We start from the raw sequence: 26,025 nt of genomic DNA on the forward strand, positions 1-26,025 counted from the left end.
ACACGGAGGTTATGAGCACAGTTAAATATAATTTAGTTAGATTTTCTTTGTAGCCGAACAGTTTTAATAATTCGAGATTAAATTTATAACGTATCCTTTGTCACGAATGTTATTAACATAAAGTTTTAATAAAAAACAACTACACTTTTGAGCAGTGTAGTTGTTTTTAAAGTGACATTGACTGACTGTGCCTTGCTAGATACTCTTCCTTCTCTTTATAATCTGGCATAATACTCCCCACACGTCGCCAAAATGATCGATCATGATTCATATGTGTAATATGACATAACTCATGAATTATTACATAATCGATTACTTCAATGGGAGCCATAGCAAGACGAAAATTAAAGGTAATCTTTTTACCTGAACTACAGCTACCCCATTTAACTTTAGATTCTACTATTTCAATGATTTTAGGTTTTACTTTCAGCTGTTTTTGATATATTTTTATACGTTCCTCGGTAATAGCCTTGCATCTAGTCATATAGAATTTCTTCAGATTTCTTTTAAGAAATTCTTCATTTAAATCACTACAATCTATTAATTCATGAAGAAATCTTTCTTCTCCCATGTATAAGAACTTGCCATTAGCATGATACTCTCTTGCCTGAGGTAATTCTCGAGCTTTTCTAATCTCCTCGAGTTTCTCTAGTATCCATGTGCCTTTACTTTCTATTGCTCCATTAATTACTTCTTTACTTGTGTCTTTTGGAGCTTTAACAGTAATGAAACCTGATGAATCTATATGAATAGATAGCTTCTTTCCATTTCCATACTGAACATTAAATTCAATTATCGTATTTTCAACTTTAACTTTCATAACTACCATTAACTTTGTACATTAATTTCCAACCTTTTTTTAATAAAATTATTTATTTTAATCAATTTTGTATTAGAATTTGGCAACTTATTTTCGTCTTCCAATTCAAAGTATAATTCTAAACCCTTAGAGAGCCTCGGAATCCCCTTGCGGCATAATAGGAATCTGCTCCATTATGGTACGTAAAGACAGTATCGTAGCGACTATCACAAAAGATAGCTCCTCCAAGTTTTCTTATATTGTCAGGAGTTTGCACCCAACTTGACGTTTTTAAATCGAAGTTTCCAAGATTCTGCAACTCTCGATACTGTTCCTCTGTTAAAAGTTCAATGCCCATCTCTGTTGCCATATCTATAGCGCTATTCTCTGGTTTATTTTTTTTCCTAGAATCCAATGCCTTACGGTCATAACAAATACTTCTGCGACCTTTAGGGCTTTCTGCTGAACAGTCCATGAAAATATATTCGTTATTCTCGTTATCATAGCCCACTACATCAGGTTCCCCTTCAGTTCTCTCCATTTCATAGAGTGTCCAGAGTTTATCATCATTCGCTTCTAGCTTTGATTGGACACTATTCCATTCCATCCCGTCATGACGGTTCATATTTTTCTCACAACGGTTCTTCAATATGTCGAGTAATTCCTCACGTTGCTCGTGTGACAACTGCCTATTTTGTTTTGTCATATATATCTCCTCCTAATTTAACTCAAGTCTTATTTAATTTATCTTCACACAGTTTAAACTTCATTTCAAGCTCACGCTAAATGAAGGACACCTCATTTGAAGCAAGGAGATTTAGGTGTTCCCTTTGAAAACTTCATTAAATTCGATACTATATGAGTAGAGTCAAATAGTATTGGAGGAATTAGCATGAAACTTATTGTTTATTTAGCAGGTCAAATTCATGATGATTGGAGAGAAGAAGTTGCACAAAAAGCAAACGCCAAAAATCTTCCTCTCGAATTTGTAGGGCCTCAAACAAACCATGATCGTTCAGACAATATCGGTGAAGAAATTCAAGGAAAACAGCCATCTAACCTTTATAAAGATGATGCTGCATCAGATATTAATAATTTCCGAACACAAGTCTTAATGCAAAAAGCGGATATCGTCATAGCTTTATTCGGGGAGAAATATAAACAATGGAATACTGCAATGGATGCTAGCACGGCTATTGCTATGAACAAGCCGACGATTATTATTAGACCTGAATCATTGACTCACCCACTAAAAGAGCTTTCAAACAAGGCGAATGTAACCGTAGAAACTGTTGATCAAGCGATAGATGTCATCCATTATATTTTTGATTGATATAAATACACATAAAAAACAGTGAGTACGAAATTCTACTCACTGTTTCTAATCATTCTACTGTTTTCTCCGTCTCTTCACTTTGTTCCTCGAATTTATCAAGCAAAGCACGCACTTCATCCGTTGACTTTGTATTCATCAATTGGTTTCTTAACTCCCCAGCTCCAGGGAATCCTTTGACATATATTTTGAAGAAGCGATGCAGTCCTGTGATTGATCGTGGTAATTCTTCTGCATATTGATCTTGTAAATCCAGTTGTAATCTTAGCAGATTCAGGTATTCAGTAGTGGAATGGTCCTTTGGTTCTTTTTCAAAAGCGAATGGATTTTTAAAAATACCTCGTCCAATCATCACTCCATCAATACCGTATTTTTCAGCAAGCTCCAAACCTTTTTTACGGTCAGGAATGTCCCCGTTAATTGTTAGTAGCGTATTTGGTGCTATAGAATCGCGTAATTTTTTTATTTCCGGAATGAGCTCCCAATGGGCATCTGCTTGGCTCATTTCCTTCCTTGTCCGTAGATGAATGGAAAGATTCGCAATGTCTTGTTTCAAAATATGTGTCAGCCAGTCATGCATCTCCTCTAGTTCCGTAAAACCAAGTCTTGTCTTCACACTGACTGGCAGTCCTCCTGCTTTTGCTGCTTGTATAAGTTCCGCTGCAACATCTGGACGAAGGATAAGTCCGCTTCCTTTTCCTCTAGTAGCCACATTCGGTACAGGGCATCCCATATTAATATCAATACCTTTAAATCCTAACTCTGCCATACCAATACTCATTTGACGAAAATACTCAGGATTATCTCCCCATATATGTGCCACCATTGGCTGTTCATCTTCAGTGAAAATTAAGCGACCACGGACACTTTTCATCCCTTCTGGATGACAATAGCTATCTGAGTTTGTAAACTCCGTAAAAAACACGTCTGGTCTACCAGCTTGACTTACAACTTGACGAAAAACAACATCCGTCACATCTTCCATTGGCGCAAGTACAAAAAATGGTCGTGGTAAATCTCGCCAAAAATTATCTATCATACTAAAATTCAAATCCTCTCACTATGGTGTTATCTGTTGGTTAAAATAATAAAGTCATTATTATAGTATAACCTAGCTTATATAATTTTTCTTCTACCATGTTTGATACTAAAAAATCTAAAACCAAACAGACGGTTGAGAAGTGCATTATCGCAATTCTCAACCGTCTGTTATATTTCATCAAAAATTTAATTATTATATTAATTGGATAATGCGATCTTTATATGAGCTAAGTGATGCTCTTCGTGCCAAGCCAGTTTTGCAACTTTTTTCGCCACTGTTATTTCGCCGTTTGTTTGATGAGTAAATACTCGTTTTAATTGGTCTTCAGTTAAATCCTGCCCTAAAGAAACAATACGCTCATTTATACCTTCTAGCATTTTTATAGAACTTTCTACAGGAAGTATTGTATCTGGTTGTATTGCCCACTTCTCCTCACTAAATCCTGGTACTACTGGATTCTCATCAGTTAAAGCTAGCTTCAAACGTTGGTACATATTCAACTGTGAATCTGCAATATGGTGAACAAGCTGACGAACTGTCCATGCACCTTCACGATACGTTTTGTTTAATTCTTCATCACTTAATGTGTCAACCGTTTCTCTAAGTCGCACCGTATACGTTCTAATTTCCTTTAACCATTCTTGAATATTTTCTAATGTTACTTTTTCAGGAACTTGTAATTCTCCAATTGGGTATCTAACATCCACTTTTCAAACCCCTTTTCCCTAATCTTTATTTTTGATATATTAACACTTAATATATCAATCGGCTCAGATGTTGTAAAGACTAGTTAACTAAGGACTATCCACAATCTCAGCCAAAGTGAGTGAATCCCCCTGCTTAGATTTCACTCTCTTTTATTTATATACTAAATCCCTCTAAAATTTCTAACATTCCACTCCTGCAATCCCAAAACCACCTGGTCCAGCATGGGTAGAAATCATTGCACCTGCTTGCATCCATGTGATTTTCTCGAAACCTGCTTCCTTCGCAATTTCATCCATTCGTCTCTTAACACTCTCATCAAGTCCAATAGAGTAGATTAAATACAGCTGTTTTCTATCAATATCGTATTGGTTTAAGTAGTCTCGCATGAGCTTTTCCGCAACTATGCTCATACTTCCACGATATTTTCTAGTTGAAACAAGCTTTCCTTCAACTAATTCGATGCAGGGCTTTATTTTTAATAGTACTCCTCCAATATAAGCAACGTTACTTACCCTTCCACCAGACCTTAGAAAATCTAAACTGCCGGGAAGGAAAGCCAGTCTTGTTTTAGGAACTACAGATTCTATTTTTTCCATTAAGTGAACATAGCTAATGGAAGGTTCTTCCTCAAGCAAAGTTACAGCATACATCACGATTGCAGCTAATCCACCTGTTACATTTAGCGCATCAATTAGAAAAAGATCTTCAAAATCTTCCGCTGCGATTAATGCACTTTGAAAGGAAGCAGATGCTTTGGACGTATATCCAATATGAATAATGATGCTATCAGGAAAATCTTTTCTAATTTTCGTAAACAATTCATGGTACTCATGTATATTCGTTGCTGTTGTAGATGGTATTTTTTTCGTGCGACTATGATAATCAAAAACATCCTCTACCGGTAACTCACCATCTAAGTAATCCTTCCCATCCATGATGACATGCATCGGCACTACTTGGATTTGATGTTTCTCAACCAGGTCTTTCGGTAAATCAGCGCCACTCTCTGTCGAAAAAATAATCCTACTCATTGAACATTCCTTTCAACCAACGCAACCATTCCTGCGTAATTAGTTATTTTATTTATCCTTAATATACACTAGACCGGGATATTATTCAGTTTAATAATCAGAAAATTTACATAAGAAGTGGAATATCAATACTACCTTGGAGAAAAATCTAATTGATTTACTTGAATGTTACGAAGGTAGACATATAAAGTTATGAATTCTTCCTCCAATTAATTCTAATACTTACTCACCAACATTCATGACGAATTAAAGATAGGTGGAATGAAAAAGCAGACGGATTTGAAATGCATTCCTGCCCTTCTAAACCATCCACTTATTTAAAGAAACTTGCATGTTAATTTGCCTCTTACGTTCAATAAATTTTAACCAAAAACACCTATAATCCTTATTGGAACAACGTAAAAAAGAACGGACTCTACTATTAGAATCCACCCAACAGTTCCAACCATTTCATAGGCTTCCTCCAATTTAGTGAGATCAGGACTTTTTACAACAATGAACGGATTAAACAAAAATTGGCGAGCATGAGCCGGTAAAAAACCGAACTCATACCAGCCAATTAGCTGCATTATTAAATGCTACCTTTTTAGGTATTACTCTTACCGCTTTGTTCCTTTTATACTAACTCCAACCACGAGACGACTTCACATTGTCATGATGCTGAGCATGGAGTAAAAGTTCAGTTTTCGTCAAGCAGGTTAATCCAAATGTTGCCGCCGCTTACAGTAATATAGTAGTTTTGCTCACTACCGCCAGCATTTTCAAAGCGGATGAACGTATTGCCATCATGCTTTGCCGTAAGCACGACATGGTTCCCATCTTTAATCTCGACAACGACAACAGACTCATCCTCCATCGAGTATGCCCAATTTCCATCGTCAAGGAATATATCCTTGGACTTGTCTACTCCAGTGATGCTAACAAACGTAATAAGAACTGCAGCTATGACAGTAAGCGCTGCGATGCGGTGCTTTTTCTTATCTAGCAAAATAAAAACGAAGAAAATGGCCAGAGCAAGGCAGAAAATAGAGCTGAGTAAATGATTCGGAAAATTTGCCATTGCAGTTCTGAAATAACGGACGCTAGCGGCGGAAAGATAACCTGTTGCCACGGATAGAACTAGGACACTGAGCCAGTTTTTCTTTTTGAGTTGGAATGCTATCACAGCACCAGGCAGGGTCAGAAGTGTGATTTTAAACCAGTATTCATAATAACGGAATATCTCCCAACCGTATTCGTAAAACGGAACCTCAATCAAAAAAATAAGAGGCTGGCTGACAAGGAAGAACACGAAACATTTAAGCGAAGCTTCCCACCACTTTTGGCAATTAACAATAATGAAAATGGCAAAAAGAAACCAACAGTCAACATAAATAGCTATGTCCTGAAATGAGGTACCTTTCAAAAAAGACACCTGATTGATTAGGGCAGTATATACGGCTGTAATAATAGCCAAAAGAATAACTCTTGGCCAGGTCATATTAAATTCACCGAAGTATTTTTTAATTTTTTCCATGCTTTCTCCTCTAAGTAAAACCTTATTTGACAGTAATCCCAACAAGCTTGTGTTTTTCCATGATTTATTTAACTAGATAAGTTCTAATTTGTCTAGTTTTTTTCTTTCATTAGGACAACTCGTTAAACGTGGTATTCCACAGCTCTTTCGGGAATTCTTGGTTATCTTATTGCATACGCAACAATCTTTTTCGATTTTAGTCTAGCAATTGGTAGTGCTTATATGCAATATATAGTTATAGATAAGTTAGGAAAATTTTAAATTTCGATTCTATCTCTTTTATATTTCATTGGATTGTTGGCTTATTTATTTGAATATAATAAGAAACCCAAAATAATTAGGGAGCTGGTATAGTGAGCGAAATAGATAAACGAAACAGATTAGGTGAGGAGCCATTTACTTATCAAATAACGAAAAATGGAACGGTAACAATCAATTACAAAGGTAAACAGATTAAAGTTGTAAAGGATAAGGAGGCTGAGCGACTTATAGCAAGAATTAAAGCAGTTGAAAATAATATGTTAGAAGTACAATTATTGTTAGCGAAAATTACAGGTAACTTTAAACGTGGAAACGAGAAAATGGGTAAGAATAAGAGAAAATAAATTAGTCTTAATTTTAGGTAGGTCGGACTAAATACTAAAATATAAAACGTTAAAACACTCAATTTAATGTGTTAGATCAGCGTTGCACCCGGTGTAAAAACAATCGAGGTAATTAACTGCAGTTCAAAAACCGCAAACAAACTGCTTTGCCAAAACCCATTCAATCGTGGATTTTGATACAGCAATATTTTTATTGATTAAACTAGCTCAAATTTATAAGTCCTTAATTCAACAATCGATTTTATCCCCCTGTTATTATTAAATTAAATCAAGAGATTATCATCTATAATAACAAGCAGATGGTTTAGATGTGCGATACTAGCACTTCTATACCTTCTGCTTTTAATTTCACTATTAGAACACATGACTTGTCAACTATTGATTAATCAACTATAATGACCATAGATTTATATTTCAATAAAAAAAGGGTGGAAAATATGATACAACAAAAAACTGCTTTAGAACAATTAATGGAGGAGCGTAAATCTGTGCGTAAGTATGAGTCGGGCGTTACGATTCCTCGCGAAACAATCGAGCATATTTTACAGCAAGCTACATCAGCTCCATCATCAAGTAACTTACAGCCTTGGCGCTTCCTAGTTATTGATGATCAAGAACAAAAGAAAGAATTACGCATTGCTGGTTTTAATCAGGCGCAAATCGAAACATCATCAGCGATTATTGCTGTATTAGGTGATAATGAAATGCATAAAAACGCTAAACAAATTAATGATTTAAATGTTGAGCTAGGCTATATGCCACGCGATATTGCTGATATGATGATCGCCAACTCGGAATCCACGTATAGCGATTTATCGAATGAACAACGGACAAACATTGCACATTTAGATGCTGGTTTAATTACTATGCAAATCGTACTTTTATCGAAGGATATGGGTTACGACACTGTAATTATGGGTGGCTTCGATAAAGCAGCATTCGCTCAAAAATATGAGCTACCTGCAAATGAGATACCAATGGTGTTAATCGCTATCGGTAAAGCGGCTATGCCAGCACGTAACTCATCACGTTTACCGTTTGAACAAATTATTCGCTTTTCTAGCTAAATAAGGCATTTCAGCTCTTAATTCATTTAAATTTGATTTTGTTATCCTTTCTAACAAACGAAAATGCTATTATATAGGTTTAGACATAGTGTCCCTCTGTTCAATGTCACATAGAGCATCTGGCGTACATTATGAAACACCTAAAAATCTTCTATAATAAATGCCGAATATGAACTCAATTTTTAATGCGTGCAAAACGAAAAGCAATCAATGTGAGGAGGAATAGTATGGAAGTTTGTTTGGATGATAAAAAACAAATGATTATGATGTTGAAAAGATTAGACCGGCATGTAACCCAAGTTTTTGAAAAAAGAACAGAAGTTAGTTTGACTAGATATGAAATTTTAGCTTCTCTAATTAAAAAGGGTAGTGTTTCACAAAAAGTACTTCAACAATCCTTAGCTATCGATCAATCGGCAATTACGCGACACTTAAAGTTGCTTGAAGAACAGCAATATGTCGAACGCAAACGTAATGAAAAAAACAATCGAGAAGTACTTGTAACGATTTCTGATAAAGGACGAGAATTATTAGAGGGTTGTACAATGTTTAAAGATCAATTTATGAATGATCTCTACGATGATTTTTCAGATAGTGATTTACAGCAACTCAAGCAATTTCTCACGCGCTTAAATCACAATGTAGAGAAGCTTTAAGTTTTGCTCATTAATGCGAAAATCTATTGTTTTAAAACAAATTAAGCATAGTAGTAGAAACCATGGCTATGGTCTTTACTACTACGCTTTTTTTATCTTTTATCCCATTCGTATTTGTCCGTTGGTGCTGATGAGATTAATTATATAAGTTCGGTTCCTATTCTTGGCGAATCGAGCCTATTTTTATTTTTTATCTTCAACTAAACTCATCTTCCCTTAAGGCATCCTTTGTTAATTATTTTTTCTAAAAGGGTTAATAACTAGCAATCTATAATATAATAGTTTTAATAATTAAAATTATTGAAATAATTATATGATAGAAGGAGAGTCATTCATGTCACAAAATATAAGTCCTAATTATTATAAAGAATTAATTGATTTACAAGATGTCGAAGGGGTGGAAGCTCAGTTTAAAAGTTTACTTGCTGTTCCGATTGAATCCATTTCTGATTTAGAAAAGTGGTTAGAAGACGAAAAGGATTTACTGTTTATAATCGATGAAGCGATGACAGGTCACCAAGTCGACTTCTACCGAAACACAGAAGATGCGGACATCAAGTCAACTTATCTTCACGATCAGCAAGCCATTCAACCACTTTTAATGAAATACGTAGCAAAGTTAAATGATAAATGCTGTGATTCTACTTATTTTACTCAATTAGATGATAACCGTTACGGCTTGATGCGACGTGTTCGTGAGTCGAAGGTTAAACTTTTCAGAGAAGAGAATATTCCACTACTTGTAAAGGAACAAGAGCTTTGTACTAAGTACGATGAAATTATGGGTAGCCTAACAGTTGAATGGGAGGGAGAGGAAAAGCCTTTTCCATTTATCGAATCCCTTCTAGATCATCTAGACAGAGCCGTGCGAAAAAAAGCTTATCACACAATGATGTCAGCCCATCGTCAAATTAAACCCGATATGGATGCCATCATGGACGAGCTTATTCAACTGCGCCATCAAATAGCTTTAAATGCAGGATTTGAAAATTACCGTGATTATATGTTTATAGAGAAAAATCGTGAATATAGCATCCAGGATTGTTATGACTTTCATGAAAATGTAGCAAAATATATTATTCCCGCTTGGAATCGACTCTCAAATGTTTTTAAAACAAAGCTTGGTGTCGATAAGTATCGCCCATGGGATAACACGGCTAAATTCATGAAAAACCCACCATACTCTGAGGTGTCTACTCTGATGGATGGCGTTTCTGAAATGTTAGGCAAAACTGACCCATTTTTTGCAGACCGTTTCGATTACATGAGAGCGAATGGGTTACTAGACCTCGATGACCGAAAAGGTAAAGTCCCAGGTGGTTTCTGTACTTCTTTACCTGTATCAGGGGATACTTTTGTTTTTGCGAACTTTAGTCCTTCCTTTTTCTCTCTTATCGCATTAATTCATGAAATGGGCCATGCAGTGAATGGATATTTTCAGTTATCCGAACACGGCCCCATTGAAGACTACAAAGGACGAAGTGAAGTTGCTGAGCTTTATTCTCATGGGATGGAATTACTCTTATTGGATAAGCTTGACCGTTTTTATCCAGAAGAGGAGGATTTTAAGAACGCACAGCGTGAAGAGCTGAGACGAGCATTTTCGATGTTAATCGGACCATTAGCAGGAGATCTCTTCCAGCATTGGATGTATACAAATCCTAAACACACTTCCAAAGAGCGAGATGAAAAGTACTTTGAAATCTCAAAACTTTATGGCTTTAACCCTGTTGATACTTCTGGCCTGGAGGAAGAAATTGGGATGAGCTGGGCTGGTACCCTTCATTATTTCCAAGTTCCTTTCTATCTTATTGAATACTCCATCTCGATGCTTGGTGCACTACAAATACTGCAGAATTATCAGAACAACCCAGAGAAAGCAGTTGAATCCTTTAAAAAAGGTGCAAGTGCAGACTACAATCAATCCATCGCAACTATTTATAAAGAAACTGGGGTAAATTTTGACTTTTCAGAGCCAGTTGTTAAACAAATGGGTGAATTCCTAGAAAAAGTAGTTCAAGACATTCATTAATAAAGTGTGAGTATGGGGACAGATCATTGTAGAGGACAATTGGGATTTTTCCATACAAAAGTTACAAATAGTGATGTCTATCCCCTTTGATTAATAGTCAAGGTTGTATTCATGGACTTACCTTCTAAAAATTATTTAATCTTTTTTAAAAAAACAAGAGAAAAGAACGAATTCCATACAACGGAAATTCGTTCTTCTTTTCATTATACTAACTCCAACCAAGCGACTGCTTCACAATGTTTGGAGTGCTGGTGGGTTTAATTATTTTGGCTCAATTCCTAGTTTAATAAAGTCGAGCCAAGGCTCGGTTCCTAAGCAAACTCTTCTCTGTTTGCACGCTCTACAGGTAATCCGCTATTTAAGTAACTATTTTCCCATCGATTTCATGAATATAAGAGTTTAAAACCTCAATTTGCTCTTCTAATTTTTCCTTGTGCTGAACTAATATAGCTTGCGTATTAATCTCTTCCTGTTCTAAACTCAGAGTTGAAATATTTTCTCGTATATCCTCAATCGACATGCCCAGATTTCGAAAACATTTGATTAATTTTAGGAATTCAATATCTTGATCATCAAATATTCGATGATTTTGTGTATTTCTTTTTATTGATGGAATTAAATCTATTTTTTCATAGTATCGAATTGAGCTTGCTGGAATTTCAACTAAGAGACTAGCTTGTTGAATTGTATACACGAGGCATCCTCCTTGACTTAAAGTATGGTTTAACCTTTAAGGTTGATAGTATCAAATCAAAAGGAGAATGTATAATGAAAAAGATTTTAGTAGTAGTAACAAATATTTCTAAATATCCAAATTTAGAACGCGCAACAGGATTATGGTTAAGGGAAGCTGTTCACTTTGCAGCTGAAATGGAAAAGGAAGGCTACCAAATTGATTATGTAAGCCCTAAAGGTGGTCACACACCACTTGACCCACACAGCCTACAAGCTGAACAAATGACGGAATTGGATTGGCAATATTATACAAATGATGATTTCTTAAACAAGCTAAGTACTACTTTATCGGCTGACGCTATTAACCCAAATGATTATGATGCTATCTATTATGCAGGTGGTCACGGTGTTATGTGGGATTTCCCAGAAGATGAAAACCTACAAAGCATTGCGAGTACCATTTACGATAAAGGTGGCGTTGTTTCTGCTGTTTGTCACGGAGTTGTTGGATTATTAAATATTAAAAATGGTGACGGTGAATATTTAATTAAAAATACTAAAGTGACTGGTTTTACTAACACAGAAGAAATTGCTGTTGGACTAGATAAAGTCGTTCCATTTTTAACTGAAGATGAACTTGTTCGTAAAGGGGCAAATTACGTAAAAGATGCTGATTGGTCGATATTCACTGTAACTGATAAACGTATCGTTACAGGACAAAATCCCGCATCCGGTGGCGCAGTTGCCAAAGAAGTAATTAAATTATTAAAATCACTTTAATCATACTTAAGTAAAATTACGTTATAATAACTTCTTACAGAGCTAATACAAGTTCGCTGAATCTTTAAATTAATGGAGCAAAAGCAGATGTTTTAAAGGTGAGATACGTTCACTTCTAATTTAGTTTCTTTAGTTAGAAAAGAAAAGCAATATGTAGAACATAAGCGTAATGAAAAAATCTTGATCAGATACAAAGATAACCTCAAAAAAGCTGTGCTAAAATCCCCTACAGCGTGGATTTTTGACACAGCTTTTTTGATTATATTTTCTATACTAACTCTAACCAAGCGACCGCTTCACAATGCGTCGATTGCGGGAACATATCCACTGGTTGAACCTCTTTTGTTTTATAACCGCCGTCTTCTAATATTCTCAAATCACGAGCAAGCGTTGCGGGGTTACAAGATACATAAACAACACGCTTTGGACGCTGCTCTATAATTGTCGTTAATAGTGCTTCATCACAACCTTTTCTCGGTGGATCCACTACTAAGACATCTGCATGCTTGCCTTCTTTGTACCAATTAGGAATAACTTCCTCTGCAGGTCCAGCCTCAAAGTATGTGTTAGTAAAACCATTCAGCTCTGCATTTCGTTTTGCGTCTTCAATTGCCTGTGGGACGATCTCTACTCCAAGTACTTGTTTGGCTTTTTGCGCTAAAAATAATGAAATTGTACCAATTCCGCAATATGCGTCAATTACTGTTTCTTCCCCTGTTAGCTGTGCATAATCCAGTGCTTGCTTGTATAGGACCTCCGTTTGTACAGGATTTACTTGGTAAAATGAGCGCGCTGAAATTTCAAAGCGAACATCCCCGATCAAGTCTTCAATAACGGCTTTGCCCCAAATAACGTTTGTTTCATTTCCAAAAATCACATTTGTGTTCTGGTTATTCACATTATGAACAATTGATTTCACATTTGGTTCTACTTCACGGATGAATTGAATAATTTCCTCTTGCTTCGCTAATTTTGCATGCTTCGTTACAAGTACAACCATCACTTCTCCAGTTGCCCGTCCTTTACGGACGACTAAGTGGCGTAGCTGACCTTTTTTCGTTTCTTCATTGTATGGAACTAAATCCAGTTTCAATGCATTTTCTTTTACTGCTCTTAGTAATCTATCTGCCTCATCTGATTGTATTAAACAAGTATTCGTATCTGCTATTCGATGAGATTTCGCTTGATAGAAGCCTGCAATAACTTGACCATTTTCTAAATCAAATGGTATTTGAGATTTGTTGCGATATTCCCAAGGCTTGTCCATACCTTTTACAGGAAGAACTGGTGCTTCTATTTTCCCAATGCGTTTCATGACATTGCGAACCATACTTTCCTTCCATGCAAGCTGTCCTTCATATGTCATATGCTGAAGCTGACAGCCTCCACATTGATAAAATACTGGACACGGTGCTTCTACACGAAATGGAGATGGCTCTACGATATTTTTTAACTTGGCAAAGCCATAGTTTTTTAATGTTTTAAGCACGTGGACTTCTACAGTTTCATTTGGCAAGCCTCCTGCTATAAATAGAGGATATCCGTCGACCTTTGCCACACCCGCTCCGTCATGTGTTAAATCTTCAATATAGACTGTTAACTGATCATTTTTTTGTACTGGTGTATTCAATGTTAATCTCCGTTCTAGTTATGATTGATTCATTATACCAAAAAGAATGCGTACAAGTCTGCTGACTCATACGCATTATCAATTATTTTTCAATTCTTCTACACAAAATCACAGTTATGTGAACCTTCTATATATAACAGAATTTTTAGAAATGTTATACTAGTTATAGCTTTATTTATTTAAAAAGCCCATCTTCCACAAACACTGGCCTGAATGTTGGAAAAAATAAGTTAAAAATAAATCAAATTAGATAATGAATGGAGGTAATAAGATGGAGCTAATTATGGAAATTATAGGTAAAGTACTACCCATTGTAATAGTTGGAGGCATTGCGATCTTTATTATTAAAAAGCTTGAGCATAAACAAAAGCAAGGTAAGACTGGCAGAAAAAATTCAAACGACCAACAAGATTTACTGGATAGTTTGATACCTGTAGGAATGCTATTTGGATGTGTAGTTGGGGTTATATTTAATATACTTTTCTCATTTTCATTATTATCCACTTTATCTTTTGGCTCTGGGGCAGGCCTACTACTTGGTTATTTTGCATATGAAATTTATAGCAGGACAGAGGTAAATTAATCAGAAAAACCTAACTAGAACTTTAGCTTAGTATAAGATTAGGATTCATTACTTCGATGTTTTCTATAGTCGTCATGAATGACTGGAACAAATCCGTTTTGTTCCAGTTTTAAATAGCGCTCCTCTAGATGGGTTATTATCTTTTGTCCCTTTTCTTTAGAAAACACACCATACTCAACATATTTGTTAATAATTTCTTTCTTTTGGTTAAGCGCATCTTGTTGTAAAGACTTCATCTCTTCTTGTTGTTTCGCCGTTAACTTTATATCTGCTGGCATTTCTGCTTTTGTTTCTAATGAAAACCCCATTATTCCCAAACACATTAAAATTGCTGTTATAACACTAACCCAATGTTTTTTCATAGACAAATCTCCTTCCTTCAATTTGTTTTATCATGTGCCACTAGGCAGCAATTATCCTTTTTTGAAAAACTGTATAAAATGCTATAAGTAGAATAAAAATAAAAAAGAACCTCATTTTGAGGTCCAATATTACTTTGTTTCTACTGCCAATATTTTAACGAGACCAGCTAATTGCTCCCATGAATGAATTTCATAGGTTGGTTCTATATTAGTTTGATTCTGTTTTCTATTTGGATTGAACCAACATGTATCAATTCCAAAATTATTTCCTCCTTGAATGTCGGAAGAAAGTGAATCACCAACCATTAATACGCGAGATGGATCTGAAATTTGTAGCTTCTCTAATGCATATGCAAAAATTTCTTTTTGAGGTTTTTGGAATCCTGTTTCTTCCGAGGTTATGATGGCTTCAAAAATATTCTTTAAAGAAGATCCATTTACTCGTGCATGCTGTGCATCTTTAAATCCATTAGTAAGAAGAGCGATTCGGAAATCTTTCATGCTTGCTAACATTTCTTCTACTCCCTCAATCAGATGAACTTCCTTCCCTAAATTTTCTATGTACTTCTGCCCGCATATAATCGGATCTATGTCTAAGGAATGTTCAGTAAATAATCGTTTAAAACGTTCTACTTTTAGCTCTGTTAAGGTGATACGACCATATTCTAGGTCTTCCCATAAGCTTTTACTTATAGCCTTGTAGGTATCTAGATAATCATTTAAACCATTTGGTAATCCATACTCTTCAAACAAAAAACGAAATGCATTATGTTCAGTCATTCCAAAGTCAAGTAAAGTATCATCTAAATCAAATAGTAGTACATCATATTTCATCAAAAATACCCCTTTCCTGTCCCTCCAATTGTAGCAGAATAGATATTAGACTAAAATATCATTTAGTGTTTTCTAATAAGAAGATATTCTTTCCAGGTCCAATAAATATTTTAATGGGCTATCTTATTAACTTTTAGGGCCTTCTTGCATGTAAGAGTGCTATTTATGGACTATATTTCATCTATTCTGGCCATATAAAGTTTTTAGGTCCATCTGACTGAAAACATAATAATGTCCCCGATCAAGTCGACCGAGGACATTCGTTTATTCGTCTTTCACTGCCCCGTCTTTAGAAGCTGCCCAAAAGGCTATGATAATGGAGCCGATTAATACGATGAATGGTGCATAAAATATCATAAACTCTGTCATAGTTTGCTCCTTCCTTATGCGTGATTATCTTCTTTTTTTCCACGTACATAATCTTTATTGAACAAAAACAATCTCAGTAGTAAATATAGCGATGGTATTAGTAAAGCAAGCCCAGCTATAAAAGCGACTATTAAAGCAAGAGCCATTGCTTCATTAGTAAAGCTGTCATAGATTGTTAAATGTGGATACAGCAAATATGGGAGATGCGCAAATCCGTATGCGAAGAATGCTATGAGAAACTGGCCTCCTAATAACACAAAAGCCAATCCGTAACTTCTTTTCGACCATAATAACCACACTGTACCGATGAAAAGTAATAGTGATAATGCAAATGCCCACCAAATATTAAGCATGTTTTCGTAATGCTCCGGATTATGTGAACGAAGCTCCACCATAATTCCACTCGCTGTTATTATCGTCGGCAGTGCCCAAATAAGTGCATACTTTCGCATCAGCCTTGTCGCATCTATGTCTCCTGCTTTATTGGCATACCAGGTCAAAAACACGGATGAAATATACAATACAGAAGAAAGACTTAATACAACAATCGACCATGTGAGTGGGCTTGTAAATAATCCCTCGTAGTCGAGAGTAGGCGAATCATTAATCATATGAACAAAGCCGCCTTCTGATATTGTTAATACAATAGACAAAGCTGCCGGGATAAAAAGACCAGCAAGACCATACATAAATGAGTATCCCTTGTGCCCTCTAGAACCATATGTTTCAAAAGCATAATAAGAGCCGCGAATCGCAAGTAATATTAGAGCTATACTTGCAGGAACTAGTAAGGTCGTACCATAATAAAATGCAGTTTTCGGGAAAAACCCGATAATCCCTACAAAGAAAAATACTAAAAATACATTCGTTACCTCCCAAACTGGCGACAAATAACGCTGTATAATATTCGTTAATATCCTCTGCCTTCCTGTGAGTAAACTATACGCGTTAAAAAAACCTGCGCCAAAGTCAATAGATGCAACGACTAAATATCCGAAAAGAAACGTCCACAACACAAAAATTCCGATGATCTCTAATGTCATAACATATCACCGCCCTTTTCAGCATGTCGGTCTTCTATTTCTTGCTCGACTGGATTCTTTCTGAACATACGACTTAAAACTACGATACTTCCGACTCCAAGTACTAGGTAAAGACCAGCAAATAAAATCAGCATGATATCGACATGTGGACTGGTGGTTGCAGCATCTTCCACCCGCATAATACCTCTTAGTATCCATGGCTGTCTTCCTACTTCCGCAAGCCACCAACCAGCTTCAATAGCGAGTATAGACGCTGGTCCTCCCAAAACTATGAGCCAACGGTACCATCTAGAATTGACAAAGGACCATTTCAGGATTTTACCAAGCCAGTATAGTCCCGAAAGTGCTACCATCGACATACCAATCGTCACCATAATATCAAACAAGTAGTGAATATATAACGGCGGTGTTTCATCCTCTGGGAACTGATCTAAACCAATCACTTCTGCAGTCGGATTGAAATGGGCGAGAATACTCAAAGCAAAGGGTATTTCTATTGCATACTTCACTTCTCCATCATCTAATATTCCATAGAGAATTAGTGGCGCACTTTCTTCCGTTTCAAAATGCCATTCAGCTGCAGCTAGTTTTTCAGGCTGATACTCCGCTAAATACTTTCCTGAGAAATCTCCAATAATAGCAGTAGCAATTGAAAATACTAACCCTACTTTCATCGTTAAGAATAATGCTTTTTTATGGTATATATGATTAGAGCCTTTCAATAAACGAAAAGCTGCAATCGCCGCTAACACAAATGCAGAGGTCATATATGCTGTTACCACTACATGAGCAACCTTTGTTGGCATAGCAGGGTTGAACATGGCTAGCAGCGGGCTAATATTCACTAATTCCCCGTTAACTATATCGAATCCTTGAGGGGCATTCATAAATGCATTTACCATGGTTATAAAAACTGCGGAAAATGAAGCTCCAATGGCAACTGGAATAAGTAACAGGAGATGCTTCTTTTGGTTCTCAAATCGATCCCAAGTATATAAGTAAATACCAAGGAAAATAGCTTCAAAAAAGAAAGCAAAAGTCTCCATGAATAGAGGAAGAGCTATAATATTCCCCGCAAGTTCCATAAAGTTCGGCCACAGTAATGACAACTGCATACCAATTGCGGTCCCTGTAACAACTCCTACCGCTACAGTAATGACGAATCCTCTCGCCCACCTACGTGCTAACAATATGTAATGCTCATCATTCTTTTTAATACCTACCCACTGGGCAATCATAATCATTAAAGGTACACCAACACCAATAGTTGCGTAAATAATATGAAACGATAAGGTCAATTCGGTTAAAACGCGACTAAAAAATACCGATTCTTCATTCATCAGCCTTCCCCCATTCTAGTTCCCAAATATTCTCCCCGCTATTGATAGCATCATGATTCCTGCCACAACAAAAGCAAGCCACATTAAATACTTCTCTTGTTTCTTATACATGTGCTCCACCCCTTTATCATCATATTACCCAAAAACAAAAATATTGAACTTTATCTATCGGTGTTTTCTAAAAGAATATAAAAAAGCTCAGCATTTAATAAAATGCTGAGCTTTTACTTAAGGTCTATCCTCTTCACGTATTTCATCAATCGGTACGAAAACCTCTATATGTCTGTGTAAATTTTGGAATGTGGCAGGTATAACTCCGCCGTATTCTCCGTCTAAATTTAAAAGAACCATATCGTCAGAAGTTACTTTAATATGTTTTGCTTTTTTAAAAATAACATGGGGATCCGTTAAATGTTCCCCCCGTAAGGCTAAAGATGCCACACGGATAAACTCTGCTATGTTCAACTTTTTCAATATTAACAAAGAAAACAATCCATCATTAATACTTGAACTTGGGGCAAGCTTTTCAAATCCACCGACCGAGTTCGTTAAACCAACTAGGAACATCATGGCCTCGTCTTCAAATACTTCCCCATCATATTCAATTCTAACTCTTGTTGATTTAATCGACGGAAGCATTTCAATCCCTTTTAAATAATAAGCAAGCTGCCCAAGCATTGTTTTCAGTTTACTTGGTACATCATACGTAAGCTCGGTAATTCGACCACCACCAGCAATATTGATAAAATAGCGATCATTAACTAATCCCACGTCAACTGGAATAGAATCACCTTTAACAATAATCTCCACAGCTTTTTTTATGTCTCTTGGAATATGAACTGCTCTTGCAAAGTCATTCGTCGTCCCCATTGGAATCAGCCCAATTTTAGGTCGCTTTTCGAATTCACTTACCCCTGCAACAACCTCATTTAGCGTACCATCTCCGCCAGATGCAATGATAATATCAAAGCCATTTTCCACTGCTTTCCTCGCTGCCTCTGTAGCATCACCTTCACGCGTAGTGGCGTGACACGATGTCTCATACCCAGCAATCTCTAACGTTTCCAATACTTCTGCTAAGTTCTTTTTAAATAGTTCTCTTCCAGAAGTTGGATTATAGATAATTCGTGCACGTTTCATACTTATTTCCTTTCTGTTTCACAATCTTTGTTATTATAAAGACTATGTTTCATCAAAAAAAGTTTCATTCCACTATTAAAAGAGTCGACTGTTGCCGACTCCTTTAAGAATTTGATCAGCCTAATTATTTTTGTAGTGCTGGTAACCAAGCATTACGAATTGCTTCATATACTGCTAGGTGAAATTCTTGATTGTTTACAAATTCATTAGACATTTGTGCGTAAAATTCTTTTTGAGTTTCCTCAAATGATGGGTCTTCTTTGGCTGGGAATTTAGCTCTGCCGTCCATTACGAATTGCTGAACACTCTCTGCACGGGGACCCCATTTAGAAATCACTTCACCATCTTTGCTTATCAACAAATAAACGGGAATTGAACGACCACCATTTGTTAAATACTGGTCAATTAAATCCAAGTTTTCATCGCGATAAACAGCACGTACTTCTACATTTGCTGCTTCTGCAATTTTACGCAATATCGCATTGTTCATCATTGCATCGCCACACCAGTCTTCTGTAATAACTAATATATGTGGCGCTCTATCCTTTATTACTTGGATGAATTCATCATCCGCTGGCACATCAAATTTTTCATAGATGCTAAAAGATTCTTCTTTTTTCGTAGTCATATCATCCATATATTGAGCTAGTGGTTTTGCATTTTCAAAATACTGTTGTTCTGTAGTCAAGTGAGTAGCCCCCTTTTTTCTAAGTATACTTCGTTTTTAAATGTTATTCAAACAAGCTAGACTCATGAATATATAAACTATATTATTGTTCGAAGTTTACACCCTGTAAATACAGCTTTCTCTGTTCCCCTTCACCGTTAACCACAAGCGTGGTCGCACAAGTCTTTCACTCATGTTGCTCATTGTCTTCTATTTTTACCATAATGGTTTCCTTTACGTTTATCGAATTATAGTCTTCAGATACAGCGTCTCTGAAAATGGAGGTGCTTTAATTTCATGTAATTTTCCGCTCTCTAAATCAATATAACCCAAGTGTACATTTTCATCCTCATTACTTAGTTGAGCAAATATCTTTATATGTTAGTGTCACAAACTGTGCCATTCATTTTCAAAAAAAAGACTGTCATCTTAAGACAGCCAATTTCTATACCATTAATTTTTTCTTCGATTCAAATAAAATGACATCATTCACTTTTTTATGTAGTTTACCTTCTTTGTAGAAAATGGCACTTCCATCAGGGAGAGCATAAATCCTACGATCGGAGGAAAGAGTAGACAATTCGTCATCAGATGCTTCGTTATAATGCACCTCCACACTAAAGTCCACTAAACCTAACCCTTTTATGACTATGGACTCCGGATAGTCATCGTCTTTAGTTAAAAGACAATCCTTACAAAATGCTAAAGCCCCTGCACTATAACCGATTAATAACCCAGGAAAATTTTCAATACTCCTAGCAAGTTCTTTTTCTTCAATCAGCTGAAGTAATTTTTCTGGTCTCCCGCCTATTAAATACAGAACATCGCTATCATTTATCAAATCTTCCATTTCACTTTTGGAGAGATCCTCATGCAATAATCTAAGTGTTGCATTTGTAAAGATAGAAAAAGCCTGTTTTAGATTTACCATCCAGCTGTCATAATTAGAAACTTCTGTCGCAAAAGGAACTACTAGAACTTTTGCATTTCCTTTAATCTTTTTCGTCAATTCTTCAAATATATCATCTAGCTCACCCTTTAAAACATGTCCCCCACCAATAAAACATAGCTCCACCTTGATTCACCTCTTTATATGTTACATAAATATTCATTTATCATAGCATCAGTTTTCTTGGAAATAAATATAATTTTATTCACAAATTTCTGTACTAATGAGTGTGATCAACTGCTATCCGAGAGAACTTTGCATTCATACAAGAGCAATAACCTACTTCCGAGAGCGTTTCGAATCCTTACGAGAGACACCTCGAAATATCCACTATACGAGAGCGATTGACTTTTATCCGAGAGAACGTTGCATCCATAGAGACGAGTTAAATATTCCCACAAAAAAGGATACCCACTTAAAGTGGGTATCCTTGAGTATTAGCGTTTAGTAATTTCTTCGTTCAAGATTTTGTTAACAAGAGGCGGGTTTGCTTGGCCTTTTGTTGCTTTCATGATTTGTCCAACTAAGAAGCCGATTGCGCGGTCTTTTCCGTTTTTAAAATCTTCAATAGATTGTGGGTTAGCATCCAGTGTTGCTGTAACGATTTCACGAAGTGCGCCTTCGTCCGAAATTTGTACTAAGCCTTTAGCTTTTACTACTTCCGCAGCGTCTCCGCCATTATCAGCAAGCTCTTTGAATACTTTTTTCGCAATTTTTGAAGAAATGGTGCCATCAGAGATTAGTTTGATCATTCCAGAAAGATTAGCAGGAGTAAGCTCTATATCCTTCAACTCTTTTTGGTCTGCATTTAGGTAAGCAGAAACCTCACCCATCATCCAGTTAGCAGCCAGTTTTACGTCTGCACCATCAGCAATGGTTGCTTCAAAGAAGTTCGCCATATCTTTAGACAATGTTAATACATGTGCATCATATGGAGATAATCCAAGCTCTTGGATATAACGTTGTTTACGCGCATCAGGTAATTCAGGGATTTCTGAGCGTACACGTTCTAACCATGCATCATCAATTACAAGATCCACTAAATCTGGCTCTGGGAAATAACGATAGTCATCCGTACCTTCTTTAACACGCATAAGAATCGTTTTACCAGTTTTCTCATCATAGCGACGAGTTTCTTGTTCAATAATTCCACCAGTAGATAATACTTCTGCTTGACGAATCTCTTCGTGCTCTAATCCTCTACGTACAAAGTTGAAAGAGTTTAAGTTCTTCAACTCTGTTTTAGTCCCAAATTCTTCTTGACCATAAGGACGAATAGAAATATTGGCATCACAGCGTAAAGATCCTTCTTCCATTTTACAGTCAGAAACGTCTGTATATTGGATAATTGATTTAACTTTTTCTAAGTAAGCATATGCTTCCTCAGGAGTACGAATATCTGGCTCTGAAACGATTTCTACTAGTGGAGTTCCTTGACGGTTAAAGTCTACTAGTGAATATCCATCTGCATGTGAAAGCTTCCCAGCATCTTCTTCCATATGTAGACGAGTAATCCCGATACGTTTTTTCTCACCATTGACTTCAATTTCAACCCAACCATTTTTACCAATTGGTTTATCAAATTGTGAAATTTGATATGCTTTCGGATTATCTGGATAGAAATAGTTTTTGCGATCAAACTTTGTATTTTGTTCAATTTCCATATTTAATGCGAGTGCTGCACGCATCGCAAAATCGACTACATTTTTATTCAATACTGGTAAAACACCAGGGTATCCTAGGTCTACTACTGTTGTATTAGTGTTTGGTTCAGCACCAAAATGATTAGGTGCGGATGAGAAGATTTTCGACTCTGTTTTTAACTCAACGTGTACTTCTAAACCAATAACTGTTTCAAAGTTCATGTTATTTTCCCTCCCATATTTGAGGAGTTTGTTTATGGAAATCAGTAGACTGCTCGTAAACATGTGCTACACGATAAATCGTGGACTCATCAAAATAATTTCCGATAATTTGCAATCCTAGCGGCATTCCATCTTCAAATCCACAAGGGATAGAAATTGCTGGCAAACCTGCAAGGTTAATTGGGATTGTTAATATATCATTGGCATACATCGTCAATGGATCTTCTACGTTTTCTCCAATTTTGAATGCTGGAGTTGGTGCAGTTGGTCCTACGATTACATCATAGTCCGCTAAAACTTTATCGAAATCTTGTTTGATAAGCGTACGAACTTGCTGCGCTTTTTTATAGTAAGCATCATATGTTCCAGCACTTAACGAGTAAGTCCCAAGCATAATACGACGTTTAACTTCGTCCCCAAATCCTTGCGCACGAGTTTCTTTATAAAGGTCCAATAAGTTTTCTACGTTTTCAGCACGGAAGCCATAACGAATTCCATCAAAACGAGAAAGGTTAGAAGAAGCCTCTGAAGAAGAAAGAATATAATATGTCGCTAAAGCATATTTAGAATGTGGCAATGAAACCTCTTCCCAAGTAGCTCCTTTTGCTTCTAATACTTTCAATGCATCCATAATAGACCCACGAACCGCTTCACTTACACCTTCTCCTAAATACTCTTTAGGCACGGCAATACGAAGACCTTTAATATCTCCAGTAAGAGCAGCTGCAAAGTTTGGAACCTCAACATCTGCCGAAGTAGAGTCATGTGCATCAACTCCAGAAATTGCTTCTAAAAGTAGTGCATTGTCTTCTACATTACGAGTGATTGGACCAATTTGATCTAAAGAAGATGCAAACGCTACTAATCCAAAACGGGACACACGTCCGTATGTAGGTTTCATCCCAACAACACCACAATAGGATGCCGGTTGACGAATAGATCCACCTGTATCTGAGCCTAAGGAGAATGGTACTTCACCAGCTGCTACAGCTGCTGCAGATGCACCTGAAGATCCACCAGGAACACGATCTAATGACCATGGATTTTTTGTTGTTTTATATGCTGAGTTTTCATTGGAAGATCCCATTGCAAACTCATCCATATTCAGTTTACCAATTGTAATCATTCCAGCCTCGCGCAACTTTTTCACAACAGTTGCATCATAGATAGGATTGAATCCTTGTAAAATTTTACTTGCACAAGTCGTTTCTAATCCTTCAGTTACGATATTATCCTTCACTCCGATCGGTAACCCAAATAATGGTCCACGTTCTTCAAAAGGAACTTTTTCTAATTCTGTAGCTGTTTCTAATGCTTTTTCTTTGTTCAAAGCTAAGAAGGCTTCTACCTCGCCATCTAGTTTTTCCACACGTCCAAAAGCTTCGTTAGTCAAATCTACTAAAGAAACTTCTTTACTATGTACAAGTGCTTGTAGTTCTTTAGCTGAGTGGTTAAATAACGTCATGATTTTCCCTCCTTACATCTATTAGTCCATTATTGATGGTACTTTTACTTGTCCTGCTTCTTGTTCTTTAACATTTAACATCATCGTATCACGATCTAATCCTTTTGTAGCTACATCTTCGCGTAACACGTTTACTAAAGGTAGGACATGTGTAGTAGGTTCTACATTTGTTGTATCTAATTCTTTTAATTGCTCAGCAAATTCCGTGATTGCTCCTAGTTGTAGCGCAAACTTTTCTGCCTCTTCTTCTGTAATTGCAAGTCTTGCAAGATGCGCAACATGCTTAACTTCTTCTTTTGTTAATTCCGCCATTTATAACACCTCCGAATTCAATAACCATACGAAATATCATATCATTTTTCACTCTACTTGAACAGAGTGTAGCCTATTGCGTGTAAATATGGACATAAGCTTCTTCATCGCCAGTTTTTTTAACAAGTAATGCTTCTGCACCATCCAAGGAATTAACCTGTAATTCTACATTCATCGATGGATTAAAATGATCCTTTACAAGTCCAGCCAAATACTGTGTAAAGCCAATTATCTCTGCCGTTCCATAAAACTGAATAGGAATGGTGATCGTCCATTTTTGTAGCTGTTTGTCTTTGAAATAACCAGTCCCAATAATGCTTGTATAGTTAGGGAAATATGTCTCTACATCCATTTTGAAGTTCCGGAAAATTGTATCTAAATCTCGGTACTTTTCTTCTGATTCAGCAGTTGGGAATAATATATATTCCTCATCATTTCCCTTCCAATCCGACACATTTTTGCCCGCTGGCGCAGTGCTATAGGAGAAGTATGTTCCTGGAACAACTGCATTTCGGCTATTTTGCTTAAACAAACCTACTACAATTGGAATATCTGCAAGACCATCTATCTTACGTAAACGGGTAACTACTTCTTCCGCAATTCTTCTTCCATTCTCTTCAATCTGAGCCTGGCTCAGCTTTTCTTCATAAGTAGCACCGTATTTTTCCTTCGTGTAATAATACGTGGAATTTAACGCCAATCCAATAGATATCCCAGATAGACTAACTTTATTATCTACTTTTTCCAAATAGTTTTGTTCCACAATATGCGTGATATAGACTGGAGCTTTTTGGGCTTTTTCTTCTCCAGTTAAACCTTTATCATCCGGGTTTAATCCACCTTCTGCTTGGTTGCTTCTTGCAAGCCATTTCTTCAGTGTTGTCGTATCTAGGTACTGTCCCTCCTGGAACAAATACTTATCAGGCGAGAATTCATTTTGTGAAATACGTAGAAGTCCAGTTTCCACTTCCTTCATATCGTACTTAGTAGACAAATTAGATAATACTAATCCTTTACTTGCACTTTCCTCATAAGGTAATAATGTTCTGTAGTATGTTTCATCTAGCTGCAAACTCGGAATTATTACTGTCTTGGTCTCTTCTTCTTCTGTATTTTGTATAACTTTTGTTTCGTCATCTAAAGAAGGAGCACACCCAGAAACCGTTAGTAATAAAGCCAGCGTCAACATGCCTATATGTTTTTTGGTCATGTTCGCCACTCC

Annotated in this window: 28 protein-coding genes; 7 read left to right on the plus strand and 21 right to left on the minus strand. The window is 36.4% G+C overall.

Going from position 1 to position 26,025, the window contains the following annotated elements; genetic code table 11:
* Nucleotides 1-166: 166 nt before the first annotated feature.
* Entirely contained in the window at nt 167-820 is a 654-nt protein-coding gene (locus MHI40_RS15725; RefSeq protein WP_340763461.1) for a M48 family metallopeptidase, read from the minus strand.
* A 118-nt stretch (nt 821-938) separates the two neighbouring features.
* Complete coding sequence (locus tag MHI40_RS15730) at nt 939-1,505, minus strand: DUF4256 domain-containing protein (RefSeq protein ID WP_340763462.1); 567 nt, start codon at nt 1,503-1,505, stop codon at nt 939-941.
* A gap of 186 nt (nt 1,506-1,691) precedes the next feature.
* Here MHI40_RS15730 and MHI40_RS15735 point away from each other — a divergent pair, with 186 nt between their 5' ends.
* The gene (locus tag MHI40_RS15735; RefSeq protein WP_093538078.1) at nt 1,692-2,132 is read left to right on the plus strand and encodes a YtoQ family protein; all 441 of its coding nucleotides are present in this window, start codon (nt 1,692-1,694) and stop codon (nt 2,130-2,132) included.
* A 52-nt stretch (nt 2,133-2,184) separates the two neighbouring features.
* Here MHI40_RS15735 and MHI40_RS15740 read toward each other — a convergent pair whose 3' ends face one another.
* The 5 genes from MHI40_RS15740 to MHI40_RS15760 all read right to left on the minus strand — a co-directional run bounded on the left by MHI40_RS15740 (nt 2,185) and on the right by MHI40_RS15760 (nt 6,429).
* A complete protein-coding gene (locus MHI40_RS15740) occupies nt 2,185-3,171 on the minus strand; it encodes a tRNA dihydrouridine synthase (RefSeq protein ID WP_340763464.1) in 987 nt (328 codons plus the stop codon).
* 200 nt (nt 3,172-3,371) lie between these two features.
* A complete protein-coding gene (locus tag MHI40_RS15745) occupies nt 3,372-3,881 on the minus strand; it encodes a YfiT family bacillithiol transferase (protein ID WP_093538076.1) in 510 nt (169 codons plus the stop codon).
* Nucleotides 3,882-4,061: 180 nt separating this feature from the next.
* Nucleotides 4,062-4,913, minus strand: a complete 852-nt coding sequence (locus tag MHI40_RS15750; protein ID WP_340763465.1) for a DegV family protein — start codon at nt 4,911-4,913, stop codon at nt 4,062-4,064.
* 362 nt (nt 4,914-5,275) lie between these two features.
* Nucleotides 5,276-5,482, minus strand: coding sequence for a hypothetical protein (locus MHI40_RS15755; protein ID WP_340763466.1), 207 nt, complete (start codon nt 5,480-5,482; stop codon nt 5,276-5,278).
* A gap of 110 nt (nt 5,483-5,592) precedes the next feature.
* Complete coding sequence (locus MHI40_RS15760; RefSeq protein ID WP_340763467.1) at nt 5,593-6,429, minus strand: hypothetical protein; 837 nt, start codon at nt 6,427-6,429, stop codon at nt 5,593-5,595.
* Nucleotides 6,430-6,782: 353 nt separating this feature from the next.
* Between MHI40_RS15760 and MHI40_RS15765 the strand changes: the two genes are divergently transcribed.
* From MHI40_RS15765 to MHI40_RS15780, 4 genes are all read left to right on the plus strand, one after another.
* Nucleotides 6,783-7,034, plus strand: a complete 252-nt coding sequence (locus MHI40_RS15765) for a hypothetical protein (protein WP_340763468.1) — start codon at nt 6,783-6,785, stop codon at nt 7,032-7,034.
* Nucleotides 7,035-7,471: 437 nt separating this feature from the next.
* Nucleotides 7,472-8,101 (plus strand): nitroreductase family protein, encoded by a 630-nt coding sequence (locus MHI40_RS15770; RefSeq protein WP_340763470.1) that lies wholly within the window; start codon nt 7,472-7,474, stop codon nt 8,099-8,101.
* A 227-nt stretch (nt 8,102-8,328) separates the two neighbouring features.
* A complete protein-coding gene (locus MHI40_RS15775; protein WP_093538070.1) occupies nt 8,329-8,757 on the plus strand; it encodes a MarR family winged helix-turn-helix transcriptional regulator in 429 nt (142 codons plus the stop codon).
* A gap of 334 nt (nt 8,758-9,091) precedes the next feature.
* Nucleotides 9,092-10,789, plus strand: a complete 1,698-nt coding sequence (locus MHI40_RS15780; protein WP_340763471.1) for a M3 family oligoendopeptidase — start codon at nt 9,092-9,094, stop codon at nt 10,787-10,789.
* A gap of 358 nt (nt 10,790-11,147) precedes the next feature.
* On the opposite strand, the gene MHI40_RS15785 is transcribed toward MHI40_RS15780, so the two are convergent.
* A complete protein-coding gene (locus MHI40_RS15785) occupies nt 11,148-11,483 on the minus strand; it encodes a MerR family transcriptional regulator (RefSeq protein ID WP_340763472.1) in 336 nt (111 codons plus the stop codon).
* Nucleotides 11,484-11,557: 74 nt separating this feature from the next.
* Between MHI40_RS15785 and MHI40_RS15790 the strand changes: the two genes are divergently transcribed.
* Nucleotides 11,558-12,244: a type 1 glutamine amidotransferase domain-containing protein gene (locus MHI40_RS15790; RefSeq protein WP_340763473.1), complete on the plus strand. Its 687-nt coding sequence runs from the start codon at nt 11,558-11,560 to the stop codon at nt 12,242-12,244.
* Between the two features lie 268 nt (nt 12,245-12,512).
* Here the strand turns inward: MHI40_RS15790 and rlmD are convergent, their stop codons facing one another.
* The gene (gene rlmD / locus MHI40_RS15795; protein ID WP_340763474.1) at nt 12,513-13,874 is read right to left on the minus strand and encodes a 23S rRNA (uracil(1939)-C(5))-methyltransferase RlmD; all 1,362 of its coding nucleotides are present in this window, start codon (nt 13,872-13,874) and stop codon (nt 12,513-12,515) included.
* Nucleotides 13,875-14,157: 283 nt separating this feature from the next.
* On the opposite strand from rlmD, the gene MHI40_RS15800 reads away from it, so the two are divergent.
* Nucleotides 14,158-14,457 carry a hypothetical protein gene (locus MHI40_RS15800; RefSeq protein ID WP_340764550.1) on the plus strand — a complete coding sequence of 100 codons (300 nt, stop codon included), beginning with the start codon at nt 14,158-14,160 and terminating at the stop codon, nt 14,455-14,457.
* A gap of 38 nt (nt 14,458-14,495) precedes the next feature.
* Here the strand turns inward: MHI40_RS15800 and MHI40_RS15805 are convergent, their stop codons facing one another.
* The 12 genes from MHI40_RS15805 to MHI40_RS15855 all read right to left on the minus strand — a co-directional run bounded on the left by MHI40_RS15805 (nt 14,496) and on the right by MHI40_RS15855 (nt 26,013).
* Nucleotides 14,496-14,819, minus strand: coding sequence for a YckD family protein (locus tag MHI40_RS15805; RefSeq protein ID WP_340763475.1), 324 nt, complete (start codon nt 14,817-14,819; stop codon nt 14,496-14,498).
* 129 nt (nt 14,820-14,948) lie between these two features.
* A complete protein-coding gene (locus MHI40_RS15810; protein WP_340763476.1) occupies nt 14,949-15,653 on the minus strand; it encodes a YjjG family noncanonical pyrimidine nucleotidase in 705 nt (234 codons plus the stop codon).
* A gap of 264 nt (nt 15,654-15,917) precedes the next feature.
* The gene (gene cydS / locus MHI40_RS23440; protein WP_407691719.1) at nt 15,918-16,022 is read right to left on the minus strand and encodes a cytochrome bd oxidase small subunit CydS; all 105 of its coding nucleotides are present in this window, start codon (nt 16,020-16,022) and stop codon (nt 15,918-15,920) included.
* A 14-nt stretch (nt 16,023-16,036) separates the two neighbouring features.
* Entirely contained in the window at nt 16,037-17,065 is a 1,029-nt protein-coding gene (locus MHI40_RS15815; RefSeq protein WP_340763477.1) for a cytochrome d ubiquinol oxidase subunit II, read from the minus strand.
* Complete coding sequence (locus MHI40_RS15820) at nt 17,062-18,408, minus strand: cytochrome ubiquinol oxidase subunit I (protein ID WP_093538056.1); 1,347 nt, start codon at nt 18,406-18,408, stop codon at nt 17,062-17,064. Before MHI40_RS15820 ends, MHI40_RS15815 begins: the two co-directional genes overlap by 4 nt.
* Before the next feature lie 225 nt (nt 18,409-18,633).
* The gene (locus MHI40_RS15825) at nt 18,634-19,545 is read right to left on the minus strand and encodes a diacylglycerol kinase (protein ID WP_093538055.1); all 912 of its coding nucleotides are present in this window, start codon (nt 19,543-19,545) and stop codon (nt 18,634-18,636) included.
* Nucleotides 19,546-19,669: 124 nt separating this feature from the next.
* Nucleotides 19,670-20,233, minus strand: coding sequence for a thioredoxin family protein (locus MHI40_RS15830; RefSeq protein ID WP_340763479.1), 564 nt, complete (start codon nt 20,231-20,233; stop codon nt 19,670-19,672).
* 424 nt (nt 20,234-20,657) lie between these two features.
* Complete coding sequence (locus MHI40_RS15835) at nt 20,658-21,287, minus strand: Type 1 glutamine amidotransferase-like domain-containing protein (RefSeq protein WP_340763480.1); 630 nt, start codon at nt 21,285-21,287, stop codon at nt 20,658-20,660.
* A gap of 311 nt (nt 21,288-21,598) precedes the next feature.
* Nucleotides 21,599-23,026 (minus strand): Asp-tRNA(Asn)/Glu-tRNA(Gln) amidotransferase subunit GatB, encoded by a 1,428-nt coding sequence (gene gatB / locus MHI40_RS15840; protein ID WP_340763481.1) that lies wholly within the window; start codon nt 23,024-23,026, stop codon nt 21,599-21,601.
* 1 nt (nt 23,027) lies between these two features.
* Entirely contained in the window at nt 23,028-24,491 is a 1,464-nt protein-coding gene (gene gatA, locus MHI40_RS15845) for an Asp-tRNA(Asn)/Glu-tRNA(Gln) amidotransferase subunit GatA (RefSeq protein WP_093538051.1), read from the minus strand.
* A 21-nt stretch (nt 24,492-24,512) separates the two neighbouring features.
* Nucleotides 24,513-24,803: an Asp-tRNA(Asn)/Glu-tRNA(Gln) amidotransferase subunit GatC gene (gene gatC, locus MHI40_RS15850; RefSeq protein WP_093538050.1), complete on the minus strand. Its 291-nt coding sequence runs from the start codon at nt 24,801-24,803 to the stop codon at nt 24,513-24,515.
* Nucleotides 24,804-24,876: 73 nt separating this feature from the next.
* Nucleotides 24,877-26,013, minus strand: coding sequence for a CamS family sex pheromone protein (locus tag MHI40_RS15855; RefSeq protein ID WP_245762738.1), 1,137 nt, complete (start codon nt 26,011-26,013; stop codon nt 24,877-24,879).
* Nucleotides 26,014-26,025 lie beyond the last annotated feature (12 nt).

The sequence above is a fragment of the Psychrobacillus sp. FSL H8-0510 genome (assembly GCF_038008345.1).
In the GTDB taxonomy this organism is placed as follows: Bacteria; Bacillota; Bacilli; order Bacillales_A; family Planococcaceae; genus Psychrobacillus; species Psychrobacillus psychrotolerans.